Origin of the sequence: Desulfosporosinus sp. FKB (genome assembly GCF_002196705.1) — a bacterium.
Lineage (GTDB): Bacteria > Bacillota > Desulfitobacteriia > Desulfitobacteriales > Desulfitobacteriaceae > Desulfosporosinus.
In genome coordinates, this window is sequence record NZ_NADJ01000015.1 from 66,240 (window position 1) to 87,480 (window position 21,241).

General features: G+C 42.3%; 17 protein-coding genes. 1 reads left to right on the plus strand and 16 read right to left on the minus strand.

The features are described 5' to 3' along the window. Positions 1–42 precede the first annotated feature (42 nt). Positions 43–984 carry a BadF/BadG/BcrA/BcrD ATPase family protein gene (locus tag B5Y67_RS04985; protein ID WP_170932591.1) on the minus strand — a complete coding sequence of 314 codons (942 nt, stop codon included), beginning with the start codon at positions 982–984 and terminating at the stop codon, positions 43–45. A 310-nt stretch (positions 985–1,294) separates the two neighbouring features. Here B5Y67_RS04985 and B5Y67_RS04990 point away from each other — a divergent pair, with 310 nt between their 5' ends. After that, positions 1,295–2,044 carry a polysaccharide deacetylase family protein gene (locus tag B5Y67_RS04990; protein ID WP_088225431.1) on the plus strand — a complete coding sequence of 250 codons (750 nt, stop codon included), beginning with the start codon at positions 1,295–1,297 and terminating at the stop codon, positions 2,042–2,044. 4 nt (positions 2,045–2,048) lie between these two features. Here B5Y67_RS04990 and B5Y67_RS04995 read toward each other — a convergent pair whose 3' ends face one another. The 15 genes from B5Y67_RS04995 to B5Y67_RS05065 all read right to left on the minus strand — a co-directional run bounded on the left by B5Y67_RS04995 (position 2,049) and on the right by B5Y67_RS05065 (position 21,101). Further along, positions 2,049–3,422 (minus strand): sensor domain-containing diguanylate cyclase, encoded by a 1,374-nt coding sequence (locus tag B5Y67_RS04995; RefSeq protein ID WP_242975865.1) that lies wholly within the window; start codon positions 3,420–3,422, stop codon positions 2,049–2,051. A gap of 112 nt (positions 3,423–3,534) precedes the next feature. Beyond that, a complete protein-coding gene (locus B5Y67_RS05000) occupies positions 3,535–4,383 on the minus strand; it encodes a YitT family protein (protein WP_088225513.1) in 849 nt (282 codons plus the stop codon). Positions 4,384–4,498: 115 nt separating this feature from the next. Continuing rightward, positions 4,499–5,923, minus strand: a complete 1,425-nt coding sequence (gene cls / locus B5Y67_RS05005) for a cardiolipin synthase (RefSeq protein ID WP_088225432.1) — start codon at positions 5,921–5,923, stop codon at positions 4,499–4,501. A 145-nt stretch (positions 5,924–6,068) separates the two neighbouring features. Beyond that, entirely contained in the window at positions 6,069–8,720 is a 2,652-nt protein-coding gene (locus tag B5Y67_RS05010; RefSeq protein WP_088225433.1) for a TetM/TetW/TetO/TetS family tetracycline resistance ribosomal protection protein, read from the minus strand. A gap of 307 nt (positions 8,721–9,027) precedes the next feature. Then, positions 9,028–9,657, minus strand: coding sequence for a GPR1/FUN34/YaaH family transporter (locus tag B5Y67_RS05015; protein ID WP_088225434.1), 630 nt, complete (start codon positions 9,655–9,657; stop codon positions 9,028–9,030). Between the two features lie 377 nt (positions 9,658–10,034). Then, positions 10,035–11,198, minus strand: coding sequence for an iron-containing alcohol dehydrogenase (locus B5Y67_RS05020; RefSeq protein ID WP_088225435.1), 1,164 nt, complete (start codon positions 11,196–11,198; stop codon positions 10,035–10,037). A 454-nt stretch (positions 11,199–11,652) separates the two neighbouring features. Next, complete coding sequence (cobC, locus tag B5Y67_RS05025; RefSeq protein ID WP_088225436.1) at positions 11,653–12,282, minus strand: alpha-ribazole phosphatase; 630 nt, start codon at positions 12,280–12,282, stop codon at positions 11,653–11,655. 24 nt (positions 12,283–12,306) lie between these two features. Next, entirely contained in the window at positions 12,307–13,416 is a 1,110-nt protein-coding gene (locus tag B5Y67_RS05030) for an XdhC/CoxI family protein (RefSeq protein WP_088225437.1), read from the minus strand. A gap of 19 nt (positions 13,417–13,435) precedes the next feature. Then, the gene (locus B5Y67_RS05035; RefSeq protein WP_242975866.1) at positions 13,436–14,566 is read right to left on the minus strand and encodes a DVU_1551 family NTP transferase; all 1,131 of its coding nucleotides are present in this window, start codon (positions 14,564–14,566) and stop codon (positions 13,436–13,438) included. Next, the gene (locus tag B5Y67_RS05040; protein WP_088225438.1) at positions 14,563–15,906 is read right to left on the minus strand and encodes a DVU_1553 family AMP-dependent CoA ligase; all 1,344 of its coding nucleotides are present in this window, start codon (positions 15,904–15,906) and stop codon (positions 14,563–14,565) included. Before B5Y67_RS05040 ends, B5Y67_RS05035 begins: the two co-directional genes overlap by 4 nt. A 3-nt stretch (positions 15,907–15,909) precedes the next feature. Beyond that, positions 15,910–17,253: a radical SAM (seleno)protein TrsS gene (gene trsS / locus B5Y67_RS05045; protein ID WP_088225439.1), complete on the minus strand. Its 1,344-nt coding sequence runs from the start codon at positions 17,251–17,253 to the stop codon at positions 15,910–15,912. Between the two features lie 20 nt (positions 17,254–17,273). Continuing rightward, positions 17,274–18,014, minus strand: a complete 741-nt coding sequence (gene trsM / locus B5Y67_RS05050) for a DVU_1556 family methyltransferase (protein ID WP_088225440.1) — start codon at positions 18,012–18,014, stop codon at positions 17,274–17,276. Positions 18,015–18,132: 118 nt separating this feature from the next. Further along, positions 18,133–18,579 (minus strand): DVU_1555 family C-GCAxxG-C-C protein, encoded by a 447-nt coding sequence (locus tag B5Y67_RS05055; protein WP_088225441.1) that lies wholly within the window; start codon positions 18,577–18,579, stop codon positions 18,133–18,135. Positions 18,580–18,592: 13 nt separating this feature from the next. Continuing rightward, positions 18,593–18,805, minus strand: a complete 213-nt coding sequence (locus B5Y67_RS05060; RefSeq protein ID WP_088225442.1) for a DVU_1557 family redox protein — start codon at positions 18,803–18,805, stop codon at positions 18,593–18,595. Then, the gene (locus B5Y67_RS05065) at positions 18,798–21,101 is read right to left on the minus strand and encodes a pyridine nucleotide-disulfide oxidoreductase/dicluster-binding protein (RefSeq protein WP_088225515.1); all 2,304 of its coding nucleotides are present in this window, start codon (positions 21,099–21,101) and stop codon (positions 18,798–18,800) included. Before B5Y67_RS05065 ends, B5Y67_RS05060 begins: the two co-directional genes overlap by 8 nt. Between the last annotated feature and the right edge of the window lie 140 nt (positions 21,102–21,241).

Here is a 21,241-nt window from a genome sequence, read left to right on the forward strand (position 1 = left end):
TTTCCAATTATAAACATGACTAAATTTGAATAACTAAATCTGTCAAATCTCTATATGCCGTACTTGAGAAATCTTACTTAACAGAGCTGCACCAACAGATGGCTGATAAGAAGGTTGAAGCAATCGCAGGTTGGAAAACTCTTCATGAACTGTCATTAAGAAGGTTGGCTCAATGAACTTCCAAATATGGATAATTCCTCCGACAAGCCCCAGATCAATACCTCCAGTTTTCCGGAGCAGTGCTCTTGTAACGAGCCCTAAATCTCTTCCGGCTTGAGCAAATATAGTTTGAGCGACAGCATCCTGGTTACGAGCTGCCTCTACAACTATGGGAACTAAGCCAGCAATATCTTTATTTGTGCGTTCAGCTTGATTCAGCCAGTCAACGATTTCACGCACCTGTTTTAGCTTCAAATGATTTGTTACTATTGATTCTAAAATGCTTTTAGGTCCGTAGCCATCACAGGATGCAACCATAGCCGCAAGTGCCTTGCAGCCTATATCGTAGCCGCTGCCCTGGTCACCGATTAGATGCCCCCAACCTCCAACGCGAAAGACCTTTCCCTCGTCATCAACTCCGAGGGCCACAGTTCCGGTTCCAACAGCCAGAACATTTCCGGAAAATTTCCCTCGTACAGACATTAAGGCACCAAAAGCGTCATTCTCCATAACAATAGGAATATCCCGGAAAGATAATCCGAGCTCTTTCCCTAAACTTAGCAATTCAGCTCTTAAGCCATTCGCCATAATATTCCAGTCCTCTATGGTGTCAATACCAGCAAGACTAATTCCGACACCCTCTAAAGAGTCCTCTTTCAGAGTATCGCGAATTCCGTTTACGATATTGTTTACAGCTTGCATCCTGCCGACGACATGATAGTTACTTGAAGGATTGAGCTGAGAACAAAGTACCTTTCCGGTTGAATCAAGTGCTACAACTTCTGTCTTACTGCCTCCGCCGTCAACTCCGATTCTTATTCCCATGTTATCACTTCCTCTTCCTTGGTAAATCAAGTTGCTGTTTTGGCAATCCAATACTTTGTGCCTTAGAAGCATACTGCATAATAGATTATCTAAATTATAGCACGTGTCAACGACATCAGAATGTTCCTATAAAAAGTTTCGCAGCAAAGGCAACAGAACAACGGATAACCGGTTTTCTGCTGCCTTTGCTGCGAAATCGAATATGATCATGTGCTCGGAGAGAGCAGGTATGAGGATAAGATTTGGAAAGAGTAGGCATGGTTCAAGATATTTACCCATAGGATAATAAAAGCAATTGGGGGTGTAAGCAGTGGTTTTTTTGGTATTAACTCGACGAAGACTAATTGTGGTTTGCTCTTTTATCGCTATTTTGGGAGTTATTACCTTCGCAACAGCGTTTTCCTTAACGGCCCCTTCTTTAGTACGAACACCTGGAACCTATTATATGGCTCATACCCAGGAAAAAGTAGTTGCCTTAACCTTTGACGACGGTCCTGACCCCATTGACACGCCGAAAGTCTTGGAAATACTTAAGGAAAAAGAAGTTAGAGCAACATTTTTTGTTTTAGGGCAAGCTGTTAAGGACAATCCAAGGTTATTAAAGCGTTTAGCTAACGAAGGACATGAAATTGGAAATCACAGTTATGACCATGATTATAAACAACAACGCCTATTGAAAGAGATCAGTCAAACCGACGATGAGGTTTATGCGGCAACGGGTATCCATACTTATTTTTATCGCCCGCCTGGAGGTTTTCTAACGAAGGCGCAGTTGGAAAGCATTAAAAAGAATGGACATGTCGTTGCTCTCTGGAGTGTCGATAGTAAAGACTGGCGCAATCCCGGAGTTAATCAGATCGTTAAAAACGTCATGGATAACGTTTTCCCGGGAGCAATTATACTTATGCACGATGGCGGTTATCATCGAACTCAGACTGTTAAAGCCCTGGGATTAATTATTGATTCTCTTCAAAGGGAAGGTTATCGAATCGTCACCTTAAGTGAACTGAAAAAATTTGATACAGAACGTAATTCGGAACGTAATTCAGAACTAAAGTGAGCAGTTAGGAACTCAAATTAGAAATACCTTTGGACTTTGGATCATAGATTGATAATTGGTTTTTGCCATTGCGTTTTGAACAATAGAGAGCATCGTCGGCATGTTTGATGAGTTCTTCCGCTGTCATGGCGTGCAGCGGATAAACAGCCAGTCCCACCGAAATTGTGGTTTGCAGCAAAGGATTATTTTCCATAATTCTGACGCGCGTCGTTTCAAGCAACCTTTCAGCAATACTGACTGCTGCCTCGAGAGGTGTCTTAGGCAAGAGAATGACAAATTCATCGCCTGCATACCGCACCACAGCATCCCCTTCTCTTACAGTTTCCAGTAAGAGTTTAGCAAAGAAACGCAAATATTGATCCCCGACGGGATGTCCAAAATGGTCGTTAATTCCTTTAAAGTTGTCACAATCAATAAAAAGAAGCGAAACTTTTCCCTTAGTGGTCTGGGCATGATTGATAGCGCGTTCTGTTAAATCAGTAAGAGAACGGGAATTCAAAAGACCTGTTAAGCTGTCCGTCTCTGACAGACAACGAACATGTTCATATAAGCGGGCGTTCGCTAAGGCGACACTCACTTGGTTGGCAAAGATCTGGGCTAATTGAAGATCATCTTTGCTAAAGGCATTTAAACTCAGCGTATAGATCCAAAGGACTCCAAAGGTTTCTCCTTCTAATTTAAGCGGAATTCCCATGACGGATTCGTCATCATAGGGAGTACCTGGAATGTGTATAGCCCTTGGATCGTGTTCAGCATCTCCGGAAAGGACTGCTTCACCTGTCGCTGCTATCCAACCTACCAAACCAAATCCCACTCGAGGATGGTTATTGAGAATACTGGTTAGTATATCGGGATCACTTTGACTCTCACGGGCACTAATTACCCGCAGCGATTTTTCTTCATCTTCCATTAAGTAAATTGTACAGCCGTCTGCCTGAAACAAAGAAAAGATTTGATCAACCACTTGATTCGTTAAGTCACACAAATCAAGAGTTTTTGTTAAAGAGGTCGAGATATCGGATAATGCTGACATTTCTGTTTCGTGTCGCTGAATTTGACGAATTGCATCGATCTCTCGATTAACAGCAATACCTATAAAGAGATAAACAAATGTATAGAGGAGCCATTGCAGCAGTGTTAGACGGTGTGTATGCTCATATAAAATAAGAAATGTTAAGCCAGAGGCGAGAATGATCTGAATTAATAAAAATTCCCACGGGAAATACAGAGCAACTAGAGCTGTGATGAGGAAGAAAAAGGATACTAAAGAGATGCTTTGATCACCTAGGAGCATGATTATCATTGTAAGACCAAACATGAAACAAATCATGCCTAAAGCCCAAATTTTATTTGGGCTCCATTTCTTCTCGCCTATCACCGTTCGTCACCTCTGTTCTATAACTGGCAAAAGATAACTTGCATGTTTTATAGTGTCTACTTCTCTTTTCGCTGCTATAAATCCTGCAACAAGAATTTTATATCATTTTTATTCACTCATTTTTTAAGAATCCTCTGCCGAGAACTTCCCCGGCATTGGATACGATCATAAAAGCTTCCGGGTCAACATCACGCACCGCTTGCTTTAAGCGACCTAGTTCCGGAAGGCTGACTACACAGATAATAACATTTTTAGGCTCGTTAGAATAAGCGCCGCGGCCACTTAAAAAAGTTGCTCCTCTGCCTAAGTCCACCATAATCCGATCAACCAAAGCTTCCGGTTGATCGGATATAATCGTTATTGATTTCGAAGGAACGCCGCTTTGGATTATGTCGAGGACCCGCCCGTAGACAAAAAGATTAACTAAGGTATAGAGAGCCCTATTTGAACCTAAGATTGCCCAGGAAACCAAAATTATCAGGCTATTGATCGCTAAAGCAGACGTTCCCATGGGCACTCCATATCTTCGATGGATAACTTTCGAAATAATATCCGTGCCTCCCAGACTTCCGCCAAAACGAAACACAATACTTGAGGAAATCCCCGAAAACACACCGCCGTAGACTGCCCCAAGAAAGATATCGTTTAACGGCACAGGATTGATACCTTTAAAGAGATCAAGGAAGATAGAAAATATAACTAATCCCCAGATGGTTTTAAAAATAAAGTCTTTGTTAATTTCTCTCCAGCCTAAAACGAACAAGGGAATATTTAACAAAAAGGTCATTAAACCAATAGGGAGTTTTAATGTATAAAGGAGCAGCAGCGCTATGCCGCCGACCCCTCCACCGCCTAGCCCAGAAGGGACGACAAAGGCTTGAACTCCATATGCGGCAATAATTGCCCCAGCAGCAATTGCCAAAATGCCGCCAATAGATTTAGTACGTTTCGATAACTTCATGCCTACCTCCATGAATCAAACCTCCCCTGTTTCGCGAAGCGGCCGGGGAGGTTTGAAATTAGTAATATTATACAGACATTTGAAGATAAGGTAAAGTTGTGGAACTATTATAAAGTTATAACAGTGGTGAAAATAAACGAGCAAAGGACTCTTTAAGACGTTCAGAATAAGGACGGGTTTGGAACACTTCAAGGTCGATACTTCGGGATTCACTCAAATCATTTTCGAAGTCTTGAACTAAGAGCAACGTTAATTTCTCATCATACATAAACGCGGAGATTTCAAAGTCAAGGGAAAAACTACGTACATCCATATTAGCAGACCCTACAGATGCTAAAGTTTCATCAATGAGAAGAACTTTGGCGTGAAGAATTCCTTTCATATACTTATAGATTTTAACGCCTGCTTCGAGCAGTTCTTCAAGATAGGAGTTCATAGCCCAGTAAGTCACTTTGTGTTCCGGTACTCCTTGGATAATGATTTGAACATCTAATCCTGACAGAGCTGCAGTCTTGAGAGCCATGATTAGACTTTCATCAGGTATAAAATAGGGTGTCTCAATTTTTATACTCTGCTTAGCCATGGTTATCGCTACGAAAAAGCCTTGGAGAATGGATGCACAATCAGAATCCGGTCCGCTGGCACCAATCTGAATAGGAAGTATATCAGGGATTTCAACCCTAGGAAAGTAGTTTTCACCGTTTATCTCCTGATGAGTTACAGTATACCAGTCGTTTAGAAAGATACCTTGCAGGGTATGGACGGATTCCCCAGATAATTTGAGATGAGTATCTCTCCAAAATCCAAGTTTCGGGTCACGAGAAAGATATTCGTCTCCAATATTGAGCCCTCCCATGTACCCCACATATCCGTCAATGATTACAATTTTTCGGTGGTAACGTAAATTAAGCCTTGGTGTTAAAAAGGGAAAGCGTAATGGGAAATACCATTGAGCTTGGATTCCGGCTTGTCTCATGGTAGTCATGAAATTTCCAGCCAGGGATAGGCTCCCCACTCCGTCAAGGAGAACGCGTACTTCCACTCCTTCAGAAACTTTCTGAGAGAGAATTTTTAAGATGTCGGCACCTATTTCATCATCCTTGAAAATGTAATAGCTCAGATGGATGTGATGGGCGGCATTTTCTAACGATTGAAGCAAAGCTTTAAATTTCTCCCGGCCATTGACGAGAACGTCAACTTTATTATGAATCCTTAAGTGGGCATAACCACTATTCATAAGGAGGTTAGCTAATTTAAGGTCTAAATTGTTATCTGGAGAAAAAGTTGGGTATTCATTCTTTGGGAAGGTATCGTATTCATTGATTCTTTGCTTTGGCCTATTTGTTTTTTGAGCCTTTTTCTTAAACAGTTTATTGCGTTGCTTTTGCGCAAACAGAATAAAAAGAAGAAAACCAAGAAGCGGCAGGAGACTCAGAATAAACAACCAGGTTACGGTTTTTCCCGGATCTTTATTTTCAAGAATAATCACAGTTCCCAAGAGCAATACTTGAACGCAAACCAATAATATGACCCATAACATATTTCCACCGCCAGTTATAATTTTCAGCGAGTGCCTTATTTATTGCTTTTCGTATTATGTGCACTCAAAGGGCATTTTAACTAGGAACTGAAAATCCATCACTATAAGCATAACTCTCTTTAGGAATTGCACCTATTGTTCTATCTTACGTCTTATTTTCATCTTTAATCAGTTCATCAATCCGCTGTTTTGCTTCTGGAGACAATGTGTCCATTAAATAATTACGTGGTCTTCTCTGTATTCCCTGATATTCCTGCTTTGTTCTTTCATTAGTCTCTTCGATCTCGGACTTAAGTTCTCTGGCCGATAATAAGGCACATCCTTCCCCCCTGATAATAATCTGCTGTAAACCGTCTGATGTAGCAACGGTTATATTATACTTTTTCTGATTATCATGAGCGAATTTTTCAATATACTGGTCTGCTGTTTGTGCCTCCCTTGTATAAACCAGATGAATGTTATGATAGTCGATGACTTCTTCAAGATGCCCCTGAACGAGGTAAGCATCGAACACAACAATAATTTGGCATTTTCGAATCCCTTGATAATTGCATAGACTATCCAATAATTTCATTCTGGCGCCGTCCATATTGCTATCCGTAAGTTCTTTGAGCTCAGGCCAGGCATGGATTACATTATATCCATCGACAAGGAGATACTCTTCTTTGTTTACCTTCTCACTGCTTACTGAGACAAAGTCTTCGTAATAACTTTCGCGGGCTGTTTTGCGTTTTTTCCAGGCAGATTTTTTCCCTTGGTTCGCATAGAAGGTATTATTAATAATTTGGTCAATCTCATCTAAGCTAATCCACTTATCTTCTGAGTATGAGACACGGTTTGGGGCTATTTCTCCCGCTGAATCCTCTTTTTTCTGAAAATAGCTTTCAACATGCATGTAATCCTTCACGTTATCCCAATCCACCAAGAAGCCTGAGCCATGTGCACAAAATACAGAACCCGTTGGATTATCAATGTCTCTTTCTGAATCATAGCCGATACTTTCAATGATCTCTTCCGCATTGTGGCATGGCTCATACCCTTTTAGGCTGCAGAAAAGCCTGCCAAGACCTTTCGTGTAGGCGATAACTTCTTTCTGATAATTTCTCATGGTAAGAACAGGGGCACTACCCACAAGAACCGACATCTCGCCATTTGTCTGCGATAATTCGGATGTACCATGCATTTTCTCGATGTCCGTCATAGCTCTTCCTACCATTTTCACAGGGAGTTCCAGCTCAAAGGCATAATAAGGCTCCAGTAATATAGATTCTGCTTCCTTTAAACCTTGGCGTACTGCACGGTAGGTAGCCTCTCTGAAATCACCGCCTTCAGTATGCCTAGTGTGTGCTCTGCCTGAGACTAAAGTGATTTTCATATCTGTGATCGATGATCCTGTTAAAATTCCTTTGTGCTCTTTTTCTTCCAAATGAGTTAATATAAGCCTTTGCCAGTTTTTACTTAAGGTATCCTCACTGCATTCTGCTCCAAACTTAAGACCACTTCCCGGCTCACCCGGCTCTAATAAAAGGTGAACCTCCGCATAATGGCGCAATGGTTCAAAATGTCCTACCCCTTCAACAATATTGGCAATCGTTTCTTTATAGACAATTCTTCCGGCATCAAAGGTCACTGGAACACCAAAACGGCTTTGTATAAGATTCTGCAAAATTTCGATTTGCACCTCTCCCATGATCTGTGCCTGAATTTCTTGTAATTGTTCATTCCAGATAAGATGAAGTTCCGGCTCCTCTTCTTCAATCTGACGCAGTTTGGGAATCATTACTCTTGGGTCACTGCCTTCTGAAAGTATAATCTGATAAAACAATACGGGTTCCAAAACCGGTGTGTTTGAAGCTTCTTCTATCCCTAAACCTTCTCCCGGTCTAGTTTGGCTGAGGCCCGTTACTGCCAAGACTGAACCTGCTTCTATTTCATTCACTGCCTCGAATTTCTGTCCGGAATAAATACGAATTTGATTTACTTTCTCTTCCCAAATCCCATTCTTCAAAATATCTTTTACCTTTAGTTTTCCGCCTGTAAGTTTCATATGCGTGAGACGGTTTCCCTGCTCGTCTCTGGTTATTTTGAATATTTTAGCTCCGAATTGATTGGAATAGGTAGGTGCTATGGTATAGTCGGCAATGCCCTGCATGAATTGCTCAACGCCTTCTAATTTTAAGGCTGAACCGAAAAAGCACGGAAATACTTTCCGCTCCGTAATTGCCTTTTTGATCTGTGACGTTTCAATATGATCTGTTTCCAGATAGGCTTCCATCATTGTTTCATCACACATGGCTAGTTGATCGTAAAAGCGGTCTGTCTTGACATGTTCAAATTCAACGCATTCATCATTCAATTGCTTTTTTATTTCTCTCATTAAATTGTCCTTATCCGTCCCATTCTGATCCATCTTATTGACGAATAAAAATACAGGTATCTGATACATGTCAAGAAGCCGCCACAACGTTTTCGTATGCCCCTGTACCCCGTCAGCACCGCTTATAACTAAAATGGCATAATCCAGTACCTGAAGCGTTCTCTCCATTTCAGCTGAAAAATCTACATGCCCTGGGGTATCCAGTAACGTAATCTGAGTCTCGTCTATTTCAAATATGGCCTGCTTCGAAAAAATAGTGATTCCCCTTGCTCGTTCAAGCTCAAAGGTATCTAAATAAGCATTTTTATGGTCTACTCGTCCTAATTTGCCAATTTTACCGCTCAGATAAAGGATGCCCTCTGATAAGGTCGTCTTGCCCGCATCCACATGTGCTAATATTCCAATGACTAATTTCTTCATTATCTATGTTCAAATCCTTTATTCATTCATCTGATACTATTTAGCTTCAGGATATATAGGTTTTTAAGTCAATTCTTTAGATATTATGATAACAGTAAGTTTTGATTTTAACAATTTACCATATTATTATTTACATTATAATTAAAAGCTTTAAGATTTCTATTTAATATTTTCTTAATATTGTCAAATTAGAAGTGATATTTATTCCTCATTATATTTTGAAAAATGTATTAAAAAAACTCGACAATAATGCCGAGTTTAAAATGTTACTTGCTGAATCCAACAAAGGATAAATATAAGGTGTCAATCAGGCCTGTTTTCCTGAAGAAAAATGTTTCTGAACAGTTACAGCACGAGAGCCTACCGGGAGAACCGTACGACCATAAAGTGGATTTAGAATTCCAGCCGCTGAGGCATACCATGCACAAGCTGCCGTAATTAATCCAAAAACACCTCCAGGAACACTTGAGATTATTCCAAATTCGGCTAAATCCAGTAAAACAAAAGCAATTTCCACGAAGGTAAATACTGCCAATAAAGCATTATTAATTCTGAAAGTCCCTATCCACATATAGAACGTAAAAATGGTAAACCCTGTTAAGTATACTCCTAGAGCTATATGACCAGAAGCACCAAAATTGAGTATCTTGAGTGTCTCTAATATGACAGTGGCTGCTAAACCCATCCAAAATGCTCCATAAGTTGTGAAAGCCACTGCCCCAAACGTATTATTCTTTTTAAACTCCCACATCCCGGCAAGGATCTGGGCTAAACCACCGTAAAATAGTGCCAGAGGGACAAATAATGTACCAAGTTCCGCTGGAACTAGTTTCGCATTTGACAGACTAAGTATGAATGTTGTAAGTGCAAAACCGGCTAAACCAAGTGGCCCTGGGTCGGCAATTGAACTTTCTCGGATCTCCATGATCTCTGCCATTAATCATCGACTCCCCTTTACTTTCATGATTCGTAAGTTCTCATTGGAATGATAAAATTGTTATAAGTCCAAAACATAGCTCTCCAGTTGTTTCACCTCCCATCATTGTTACTTTTTTAGAATATATATTAAGACCTTAATATTTAATTATATGAACTTTCTAAATTTTCATGATATTAGTATACCAATTACTAACATTTTCGTCAAGTTAATACTCAAGCCAAGAGTATCTATTCCTTTTAACAATTTTTTTCGCCAGAGGCTGCGAGAAGACTAATTCATATCATAAAAAAATTAATGCGTTGGCGAGATGAATAAAATCTTCTCTGCCAACGCATTAATTTTTTTCAACGAAATCTTCTTATAATAAGTTCCTTTTACATTGCGTTTTTATAAATTTGAATAACTTGATCAAGGGTTGCAGTTCGTGGATTCGTTAATTGACAAGCATCCAGCTTGGCATTGCCTGCCATAAGGGCAAAGTCCTCTTCTTTAACTCCCAGTTCTGCTAATCCTGTAGGAATACCAACATCCTGAGAAAGTGTTGCTATAGAGCTGAAACATTTCTCGGCAGCCTCTCTGGCTGAAAGCCCGGTAATATTTTCTCCCATGGCTTCAGCAATCTCCGCATAACGTTCGACATTGCCAATCATATTAAAACGTGAGACGTGAGGCAAAAGGATGGCATTGCAAACACCATGCGGCAAATTATAAAATCCTCCTAATTGGTGGGCCATAGCATGAACATAACCTAAACTGGCATTATTAAAGGCCATTCCAGCTAATAATTGAGCGTAAGCCATTTGTTCACGGGCTTCGAAATCTTCCCCATTGGCCACGGCACGACGCAAATACTTGCTAATTAATCTAAAGGCCATTAAAGCAGCCGAATCCGTTACAGGTGTAGCTATTGTGGAAACATAGGCCTCTACTGCATGGGTAAGAGCATCCATTCCGGTTGCAGCTGTTAAACTGGGTGGTTGTTTCATCATCAATAAAGGATCATTAATAGAAACATTAGGTGTTACATGCCAGTCAACGATAGCCATTTTTATGTGTCTGGCTAAATCTGTAATAATGCAGAATCTTGTCATTTCTGCCGCCGTTCCTGCGGTGGTATTAATGGCAATCATTGGGGCCATCGGCAAAGGAGATTTATCCACGCCTTCATAATCATTAATTCTGCCGCCATTTCCGGCAACCAATCCAATACCCTTTGCACAGTCATGGGAAGAGCCTCCACCAACCGAAACAATAAGGTTGCAGCCTTCTTTAGTGTAAATATCAAATCCATCATGAACATTTTTGTCGGTTGGATTTGGTTCAGCCCCCCCGTAAATGACAACTTCGAGGCCTTCTTTACTGATAATATCAGCAATTTCTTGAGCCATACCGATCTTTTCCAGGAATGCATCGGTTACTAAGAAGACTTTTTTACCGCCCAATAATTTTGCTTGTTTTCCGGTTTCTTGTACTGCTCCTGCTCCCATAAGGTTTACTGTTGGCATGAAATACCCATAGACTTGATGAATGATTCCCATGTTTTTAACCCCCATTTTCTTATTAGTTTTAGCATTTGCTTTTCTACGCTGAATTTTTGCCGGAATTTTAATCCGGATTCTTGACTGAATATTATTGCAATATTAGTGCCAAAACTATCAGAAAATTTAGCTATTAATTTCACATGTCGTATTTCAACGAAATCCTCAGGTTAAAGCCGAACATCCAGATTGCTGGAGGACGAAATCGGCCCCACCGTAGCAAGCGAAGGGAGTCCCGCCAACTTATTACCGCTAGATTCTTAATAATATAAATAACTAATGGGACAAAACCATAATCCTTACATCAAATTAATCTATAAAATTAATGTTAACTCCTCAAAATGGACTATTTTGGAACACTTTGCTTCGAACAAACGTTTTAAATTGGAGCACTTTTAGCAATAATGTGAATAGTTACAAAATAGCAAAGGGTTAATTTATTGATTTTTGCAAATCAATAAATTAACCCTTTAGCGGTTTCCTTGACAACCAAATTGTTCATATAGTTTAATCTGTATCCGCAACTATCATGACAAAGTAAATTAACGCTGCCATAACTCTGTTCAAGTTGAAAAACATTCTCCAAGGGCATCCCAAGGACATGGCAGATGATTATTCTGTTTACGCCGGCATGAGCAATAATTAAAATTGTGTTTCCGGCAGATTTCATAAGCCACTCAAACGCCGGAAGGACACGTTTGGAACAGTCTGTAAAGCTTTCACCCCGGGGCGGGACGAAATTTGCAATAGTTTGACCACGTTCTGCGAATTCCTTAGGGAACTTTGTTCTAATTTCCGAGAAAGTTTTCCCCTCCCAATCGCCCATGTTCAATTCCCGGAACTCCGGACAAAGGATGGGAGCTGCTGGGCGAGGAACTGCGATAATCTTCGCTGTTTGCTGCGCTCTCATTAAATCGCTGCAAAAAATATTATCGAACGATATGGGGCTAAACATATCCTTTAATAATGAAGCCTGCTTTAGACCAAGAGGACTTAAGGGCAGATCAGTTTGACCAATATAACGTTTTTCACTCCCTAGGCCGATATCACCATGTCTGACCAAGTAAATTAATTTTTGCTTCATGTCTTCATGTCTCTCCAGGATCGTCTACTTTAAGGTTTGATCCATCTCCCTTTGAACTTTAATCAACTCGCTGAGAATACTAACGGCAATTTCCTCCGGAGTTTCTGCTCCTATCTTCAGACCAATCGGGGAATGAAGATTTTGAAGTAATTCGGCTGGAACTCCCTCTTCCTCTAATTCAGCTTTTAAAGCTTTAACTCTTTTGCGGCTGCCGATCATGCCAAAATATGCTGCCGGTCGGCGAATCACTTTTTCCAGACATACCTTATCGTAGCGATGCCCTCTTGTGACAATTACCACAAAGGTTTGGGGAGTGATAGTGATCCTCTCTAAGGCTTGTGCAAAATCAGCGCAAATAACTGTGTCTGCCTCTTTAAAGCGAACAGAATTGGCAAAGGCCGGACGATCATCAACTACTGTGATCTCATACCCTACAATTTTAGCCATAATGGCAAGGGGGAGCGCTATATGACCACCACCTAAAATCAACAATTGCACAATTGTTCTTTGCGGTTCTAAGAGTAACCGAAAGGATGGTTTGCTCACAGAGGTTTCGCAAGGCTCAAATTCAGAATCTAAACTAATTAATAACGGCTGACACCGTTTAGCGCAAATTTTGCCACTTTCTTGAGCAACACGATTTAAACCATCTAAATGAAGATCGCCGCTTACTTCCCCATTAGCCTTAATAACTAGTTTGTTCCCTATCAAATGTTCAGGAGCTGATTCGATTACGGTAACAAGGATAGGATTCTGATTTTCTTCCTCAAGTGCTGATAAATATTTTTGGTAGAGTTTTAATTGTTCGGCGGAGTTATGAAAACCCAAATAATCAATGAATAATCCCATGATTCCCCCGCAAACCATTCCCTCATCCTGAGCAATATCAGCGGTCATATTTAAGAAATACACCTTAGAAGTGCGTGCTGCTATGACATTGAGAGCTTCCCTCCTGGCTTCAGCCTCACCGCATCCACCGCCAATAGTACCTACGATTGTCCCGTCAGGAAAAACTAACATTTTAGCTCCGGGCTTACGAGGAGTTGAGCCAAGGACGCTGATGATTGTAACCATAGCAACTTCAGTATTTTTCTCTAAGGCTGTTTTAAGTTTATAGATTATTTCATTTTCCATTGTTTCCTACCCCTCTAGATTAACTTAATAGTTCAGATAAAGGCATGTTAATAATTTTTTCAATCTTTGTCTTAATCCACTCGGCATCCAAATATCGTCGTTGTATTTCCTTAAGTGCATCCGGGTTGTTTTGATGCTGCTCCAAGGGGCCTGCAAATCTGTCTTTAAGGGAAACAATCTGCTCGTCTTTAACAAGCTTATCAGCCAAATAGACGACTTCTTTTTCCGATATGGTCTGTTCAACGTTTAAACAAATGTCCGTATGTTCGGCCACAATTTTTGCAACCTCCGGGTAATTCGTGAGCATGCTTGCTCCAACTTGTGCATGGCGCGGTTTACCTTTGGCCAGATCATGCAATAAGGCTGCAGCCTTAATTAAGCCAAGGTTCATGCGGCATCCTGAACTTATTAAACAGCTGCCGATAGCGCAGCTAAGTGCGGCTACTTGTTTACTGTGGTTAATGACCCTTAAGGGAGTTTCAGCATTCTTGGCTATCTCATAACATTCCTCTTCAGAGGGCAGCGGGGTATCGCCACAGTAAGCAAGCAGTTTACGGTAGTCTTCTGGTGTGTCCATGTCAAGTAGAATACCTGAGTCTTCAACATGGACTTCGACGGCATTATCATCATACTGCTCTAACATTGCTCTCAGTCCGCCTGGTTTATTCCATTTCAGAATGTCGTTAAAATAGCGGCTGGAAATTAGAGGAGGGTGTCCCCTCTTGCCTTGAAACGATGGATAAACTATTCCCTCCTGCGTGGAAAAGAAAGTCTCTTCCAACATTTCAAGAGTGTGGCTTTTAATCATGGGATTATCGGCGGGTAAAAGAAAAAAACCAGACGTCTCAGGAGTGAGACTCTTAACTCCGGACCGGACTGAAGAAAACATCCCTTCGGAATAATTGGTGTTCACGATAATCCGAACCCCTAAATTTTCTAAAAGTGGAAACAGTTCATTCCCCCGATGCCCAACGACGACTCGAATATCCTTGAGGCCATAGCCCAGAAAACTATGAACAGCTTGTTCTATGACCGTAATCCCTCCCAAAGGCAACAATGGTTTGAATTGTTTCATACGAAACGAATATCCTGCAGCAACAATAATTGCTGCCAATACCCCCCTCTCCCGTCTGGCTTCTGCTTCAGTCAAGGCCGGACACCCCTTCTCCGGTCTTGAATCTGTCGCTTAGCACTGCTTTTGGGGGCTCTTACCTCGGAAGTTACGTTAAAATTAAGGTTAACCTGCAAACTGTTGGTTTGCAGTCCGGCCTTGAGGATGGGGATTTTGGCGAGAGATTGTAAAAGTGGCTGTTTTATGTCGGCATCAACTGGTTTCCTCAAGAGAATATTGAGGTTTAACTGGTTTTGCTTTGCCTCTTCAGTAAGCGTAACTTCGAAGTCAATAATATCCCCAAATTCAAAGAGAACCTCGTCAAAATCGGAGATCGTCAAATAATCCGTCTCATTCAGAAAAACCCGATCTCTGGATTTTACCCGTTCTAATCGCTTTAGGACCGTGTTACAGGCGCAGATGCCAGGTATAAATCTTGAAATATCGCCGGTTCGATAACGAACTAAGGGCATTGCTGATCTGGTTAGTGTCGTAAAGACGATTTCCCCTGGCCGCCCGTCTATCACAGGTGTTCCTGTCAGCGGATCGATAATTTCAAAATATAGGTCTGCTTCTCTCAGGTGATAGCCACAGAAGCCCTCACATTCAATGCCGCCGCCTAAACCCATCTCAGTCATACCATAATGATTAAACACCTGACACCCCCAATATCTTTGCAGTTCTTTGACAACAGTTAATGGTACATAATCGGTACTTAACAAGACGCTTTTGATGTTTAGAGAAGATGATTCGTCCCGTGAATCAATAAACCTTGCTAAATTCAGCACTTGAGTGGGTATACCGACAAGAACATTGATTTTTTCCCGTTTTATTTGTTCAAAGGCGGCTTCCGGATTACTAACGATTCCGTGAACGCTTCCTGTTACGCCTGCTCTTGCTAAACCTAAACGCAGTAAGTCACCGACACTTCCAGTCGTTTCACCGGGTAGCAAAATCAAGACTCTATCCCCTGGTTTAATCAAGGTGAACATGCCATGATGAAAAAAATCGATGGTTAGTTCTTGATCAGGTTCACTAAAGAAGAGGCGTTTGGGTTTTCCCGTTGTACCGGAAGTCTGGAGGGTAACGATTCTGCTGATGTTATCTTGGGAAACACATAAGAAATCCAGGGGATAATCTTTGAGGTCTTCAGACGTGGTAAAAGGCAGTTTGTTTATGTCTGCTAAACTGGTAATCTTACAATCCAATCCCTGATAGAGACGGCGGTAAAATCTGCTGCTAGCGCTTACCCAAGCAATAGTTTCCTGCAGTTTGTTCAACTGGTAATCCTCGATCAGCTTTCGCGTCAGTCTTCCCGAACAATTACCGGTAATTTTCTCCTGTACCCATGGTTCAAGCGGGGTAACATTTATGGCCAAGATTTATCTCCCCTTGCGGTAAATTGAGCGCCCATTTTTAGCGGTGAGATTATAAGCACAAAAGGGAATCAACTTGCCCTCAGGGCTTACAACATGGATACAGCAATTTTTTAAGCGTTCAAGATCCAGATTCCAAACATCTTGAAAAGCCATACCACTGAGGGAAAAAGCATAGGTTTTAAATTGTTGAATTAAGTTGTCCCAGGAGTCGCCCGGATTATCCTTTGCGGTCTGAACTTTAAACAGTTCAGGCCCTGACCACTGCCGGGCTACGAAGGTCCGGGTTTTTCTGGCCAGCTCATCCGCTCGTTCCGGTCGCTCACAGCAGGAATTGTTCAAGATTGGCTTCAAGCTCCCGTCAACTCTTCGCGTAAAGCTGCCGCTAAAAGAGCAACGACCATTGTGGGGCTTCAAGTTTTCAGCTTTAATCAGCCCTTCTGTCTGCTTCTCAATGGCTTGTATAACTTCCGGCAGTGTAATCCGATCCCGGTCCAACGGTTCTTTGGGAATTCTTCCGAAATAACTTACAGGTTGGAAATGAACACCTCGGACTGCAGGATGATTTTTTAAGGCAAACTTAATGATTCCACCGATATTTTCAGTGTTTATTCCCGGTATGAGAGTTGGTACTAAGACAACTCCGATTCCGTGTTGGGCACAGTTTTCTATGGCTTTAACTTTGAGATCGTAAAGATGCCGCCCTCTGATTGCCTGGTATATCTGATCCTCAGTACCATCAAATTGCAAAAAAACCGAGCTAAGGCCGGCCATCTTTAAGCGGCTTAGAAAAGGGAAATCCTCGGCCAGCCGTAAGCCATTCGTATTAATCTGGATAAAATTAAAGCCCAAGCTCCTGCCCATTTCCACGATTTCCGGCAAATCGTCCCGGAGAGTTGGTTCGCCGCCGGATAACTGGATATTCACCGGGCCGCTGGCAGCCAGGACGCTTTTATACCACCCTTCAATCACTTTCAGCGAAGGTTCGTCCAGCTCCGTTCCGGCATTGGCAAAACAAAAGCGACAGTTTAGATTGCAGCGCTGGGTAACTTCAAGCAAAGCCGTACAAGTTGTCTTATAATGGTCTGCGCATAAACCGCAGTCAAAGGGACATCCCTTGGCAACTTGCGTAAAACATTCCTTGGGTGGAGTAGGAATTGTAGGTCTGACCCAGGAGGCCCATTGAGGACTTCCATGCCAAATCAAGGTTCGATACCCACCATGTTCTGGGCAGCGTTTTACCAGATAAACATTTTCACCCTGAACCTCTCTTTGTGCCGGAATCCTGCGCAAACATTCCGGACATAAACTCTCAGTAGCGGAAGTCAAATTTCCCTTCCTATCCTCCATACGCTCTAATCCCTCTCTTACTAGAACTGGTATCCCTTGTGGGCAATCAGTTGGAAATACCCCATCTTTGCTTTTTTGACCGCTTCCTGGATAGGGTTAGGATCAACGAAGCTTAAGCACGAAGCAGATTTAAGCCAAAAATTTGTCATCGATCCATAGGTCATTATTAGATCAACCGTCAATTGGATCAATAAATTTGTATGATCACTCCAGTCAACGATATGAAAGCCAAAGTCATTAAGCATATTCAGCAGCTCGTCCCTGGTCAACGCCCTTCTGATGCATGACTCGATGCCGAGTTCGCGAAGGTCCTTTAGTCCATCAGGATTCCGGGCATAAACATCATTAATGATCAGCCATCCACCCTGCTTGAGCACCCGGAAAATTTCTTTCAGAACCTGATTCGGCTCTTCCATTACGGATAAGGTGCACTCAGCGAATACCCCGTCCAGGTCGTCAGGCGGAAAGGGCAGGTCCTCTCCCTGACCCCGAATCAGGTTTAAGTCAGGATTTCTTCTTTTTCCGATCTCCAATAATACCTCCGAGGGGTCAATCCCAATGGCTTGGAGCTGATATTCGGAGATCAAACGTTCAACCGTTGCACCACTGCCGGAACCCACGTCTAAGACTTTGTCACCAGGAAGAAAGTTACAGCGTTTCACTCCCAGGTCGGTTAGAAAAAAGCCGCCCGGACGTAAAGTATCTCCTGTAGCCTGCCGAAGAGCGTCACCTTCATAGACTTTAAAAACATTGTTATTCATACAGTTTTGAGTCCTCCGTCTGAGTCGCCAACTTCCGGTTTTCAGCCTTATAATTTAATAGATATTAGATATTAGATATTTTAATATTTGAAAAATAAGATTTAATATCTGATTTTTACTAGTTTTCTTCGACAAATTCTGTGTCTTCAGAATTAGCCGCTATTATCTCTTGAACTTTATTAAAAGTTGCTGCAACAATATTGCCGCAGCGTACCGGATACTCATTTCCCTCAGCCAAGGACTGGTCTAAAATTCCTTCACAATCAATACTGCCATGGACATCTTCAAACCAGTTCATTAATTTCTTGAGCATAGCGTTGATTTTAGGGTGCCCGAATTCGCCTGGGCTGCCTTTCCCGGCATATAAGCCAATCAAGCAAGCCCCTCCTGTAAGGGCCCCGCAGGTTTTTCCTGACCTTCCTATTCCTCCGCACAAACCATGCATCGCTTTGATAAGGTCAGGATTTTCCTTTCCAAGATCATCTAAACCCAAAATTAAAATAATTTGGCTGCAGCAAAACCCTTGAGCAGCCAGTTGAAACATCCGAAAGGCGTCGGCCGGCATCATCCATCCCCCTTTACTTATCTTCCAGGCTTTGCTCGACTTCAAACATCTTTCCTAATGCCAGTTCCTCGGTAATCAGGACCAGACCGCAGTTAAGACATTTAAGTTCTTGAACCTCGAAATCATTGCCTAAATAAGATGCCTTAACCAAACCCCGTTCCAGTTCGCCGCCGCATTTCCCGCACTTCCAAGGCAGTTTTCCCGTTTGTTTTGGCGTATTATTCATGAGCTCCCTCCACAATTTCCATGCGATGGCTATAAGCATTGTAGACGATAAAACCTTGGTTCTGAGGTTCGTATTCTACCCAGTACGTTACCCTGAGAGGGCGGTAATGGGCCAAACTACGGCCATTATCGGGATTTACAAACTTTCTTCCTGTCCGCTCCGCGTACTCAATAACCTGTTGGATATCCTCAATAAGAATATGGCGATCCTCCATTGTCTCCCAAACCCTGTCATCGATTTGAAGGTTTATACTCATATAGGCTTCCTCCTGATCTGACGGAGTTTCTTGCCACAGCGTATGCAGCAGTTTGCGTTTTAATTTGGCCCGGTTTTCATGCCGGTAGGAAAAACCAACACCGGGTTTAACTGCAGCCTGCTCAAGATCGTCTGCATAAATCAGATCTAGTAAATGCCATGTACGTTTACCTTTAGAGGCAAACCGATCTCTGCACATAGCGCAGTAAGCAACATAATCCACATCGGACTCACTGATTCGATCCTCGACAATTTTCTGCGCTAATTCCCGGTTGGCAAAGGACATCAGTCCACCATAACCGCAGCACTTGGTCCGCTCTCTGCTGTATGGCAATTCTTCAATGTCATACTTTAGTTTCTTTAAAATTTTTCTTACTGCATTATGAATCGACGGTTCATGTCTCGTTGTACAAGCATCCTGGACAGCCACTTTTCCTCCACTGAGCTTGTCTTCTTGTCCGGGAAGCTCCATGTCAGCCATCAGCTCCCACAAAGAGACGATGTGTGGGAACTTTGTTTGGAACATACTGTGACAAGTGGAACAGGCTGTGATGATCTGAGGTCTGCCCAACCGTTCCCATTCAGCAGCTAAGACTTCCGAATTTCTTCGGAACAGGTCTTGCTCACCCGCCCAGTCAGCTGGAGCACCGCAGCAGCCAAGCATTAAACCTACGCCTCCGGAAAGTTTCTCCGTCAACAATTTATAAACGTTTTCTACATGCTCAGGAGATGAAGCGCTCAATTGGCACCCGGGAAAAAAGACGTAGCTGCTGGAATTACAGTCTGGCTGATGCCTGGCTAAGGCAAACTTATCACTGTTGCTGAAAGCCATGTCCCGCAAAGCAAAATCGTGGGCCGATGGCGGCATTTTTCCTTTGCCGACCATGGTTACCCGGCTTGCTTTGCAAACTTCTCCCAGATCTAATCCCTGCGGACAAACTTCAGCACATAACCCGCACAAACTGCAGGAGTTGATCATTTTATTGGCATGCCGCATCCCCATGACGATGGAATTATTATTATAAATTTGGCGCAAATACTTTTTTGGATAACTTCCGTAATTTTCGATATATTTGCAGGCCTTTATACATTCCAGACACTGACAATTCAAACATCTGGAAGCCTCTGCTACAGCTTCTTCAACAGTGTAACCTGCTTGTTCATTACTCATGGACACTGCCGGCAATGGTTCAATTTCTTGAGTATTAACGAACAGTTTACTCTCATAAGAGCCTTCGCCTTCACGGGAAGCCGTTAAGGAAACACCTTGCAAAAAACGGTCTATAGAAATTGCTGCTTTACGGCCGTCAGCGACAGACCTTATCGGTGAGTTATTACCTGCCAGGGTTCCCCCAAAAATACCCTTAATCGCTGTTGCACTGGTGACAGGGTCAAGCTCATAATTTTTTCCGAGGAGTTCAACTGCGTCAGCTGATTGCTGGGCCAGGCCAAGATACATGGCAGCAAATTTCTCCTGAAGATTGGCTAAATCCAAGCGAGTTATTTCCCTATTTAGTTCGATCTGGACCTCAAGTCGGGATAAGACGGAAAGTTCCTCGACAATAACTTCCGGGGACAATTGGTCTACAGGAAAATTCCAAAGGCTGCCGCCAACTCGATCTGCCTTTTCAAACAAAGTAACCTTATATCCTTTTTTAGCCAAATCATAAGCCGCCGTCAGGCCTCTCAGTCCCGAACCAACTACCGCTACAGTTTGACTTTTTTTCGAAATCATCCCCGCTTTCGGCGAATTTCCAGATTGATTTTGTACACAAAACTTTTCTAATGCCGCTATTGAAATAGGCGATCCAACATCTCTGCGTTTACAAACGTCCTCACACGGGTGATCACAAATCCGACCTATAATTCCGGGAAAGGGCTGTTTTTTTTGTAATGTTGCCAGAGCGCTTTTTAAATCCCTTTTTTGTATGTCGGACATTAGCTTGCGGGCATCGACATGGATTGGGCAACCCGCCGTACAAGCCGGAGGATTTTCTTGGGTACATTTATCTTCCAGCTGTTTTAATTCCTCTTGTTCCATAAGCAACACCCGATTTCCTTAGTTATGGCTGCAAAACATTAAAAACGGGTATACCGCGGCTACTTAGCCCGGATAAAGCCGGGAACCTGCCATTACTGAGCATGTTCAGGTTCCCGGCACTGGATTCAATCCAAATCTTT

Excerpts from the sequence above, each read along its gene's own strand:
- B5Y67_RS04985 (WP_170932591.1), bottom strand. The coding sequence starts at position 984 with ATGGGAATAAGAATCGGAGTTGACGGCGGAGGCAGTAAGACAGAAGTT.
- B5Y67_RS05000 (WP_088225513.1), bottom strand. The coding sequence starts at position 4,383 with ATGAAGTTATCGAAACGTACTAAATCTATTGGCGGCATTTTGGCAATT.
- cls (WP_088225432.1), bottom strand. The coding sequence starts at position 5,923 with ATGTTATGGGTCATATTATTGGTTTGCGTTCAAGTATTGCTCTTGGGA.
- B5Y67_RS05010 (WP_088225433.1), bottom strand. The coding sequence starts at position 8,720 with ATGAAGAAATTAGTCATTGGAATATTAGCACATGTGGATGCGGGCAAG.
- B5Y67_RS05015 (WP_088225434.1), bottom strand. The coding sequence starts at position 9,657 with ATGGCAGAGATCATGGAGATCCGAGAAAGTTCAATTGCCGACCCAGGG.
- B5Y67_RS05020 (WP_088225435.1), bottom strand. The coding sequence starts at position 11,198 with ATGGGAATCATTCATCAAGTCTATGGGTATTTCATGCCAACAGTAAAC.
- cobC (WP_088225436.1), bottom strand. The coding sequence starts at position 12,282 with ATGAAGCAAAAATTAATTTACTTGGTCAGACATGGTGATATCGGCCTA.
- B5Y67_RS05030 (WP_088225437.1), bottom strand. The coding sequence starts at position 13,416 with ATGGAAAATGAAATAATCTATAAACTTAAAACAGCCTTAGAGAAAAAT.
- trsS (WP_088225439.1), bottom strand. The coding sequence starts at position 17,253 with ATGGAGGATAGGAAGGGAAATTTGACTTCCGCTACTGAGAGTTTATGT.
- trsM (WP_088225440.1), bottom strand. The coding sequence starts at position 18,014 with ATGAATAACAATGTTTTTAAAGTCTATGAAGGTGACGCTCTTCGGCAG.
- B5Y67_RS05055 (WP_088225441.1), bottom strand. The coding sequence starts at position 18,579 with ATGCCGGCCGACGCCTTTCGGATGTTTCAACTGGCTGCTCAAGGGTTT.
- B5Y67_RS05060 (WP_088225442.1), bottom strand. The coding sequence starts at position 18,805 with ATGAATAATACGCCAAAACAAACGGGAAAACTGCCTTGGAAGTGCGGG.
- B5Y67_RS05065 (WP_088225515.1), bottom strand. The coding sequence starts at position 21,101 with ATGGAACAAGAGGAATTAAAACAGCTGGAAGATAAATGTACCCAAGAA.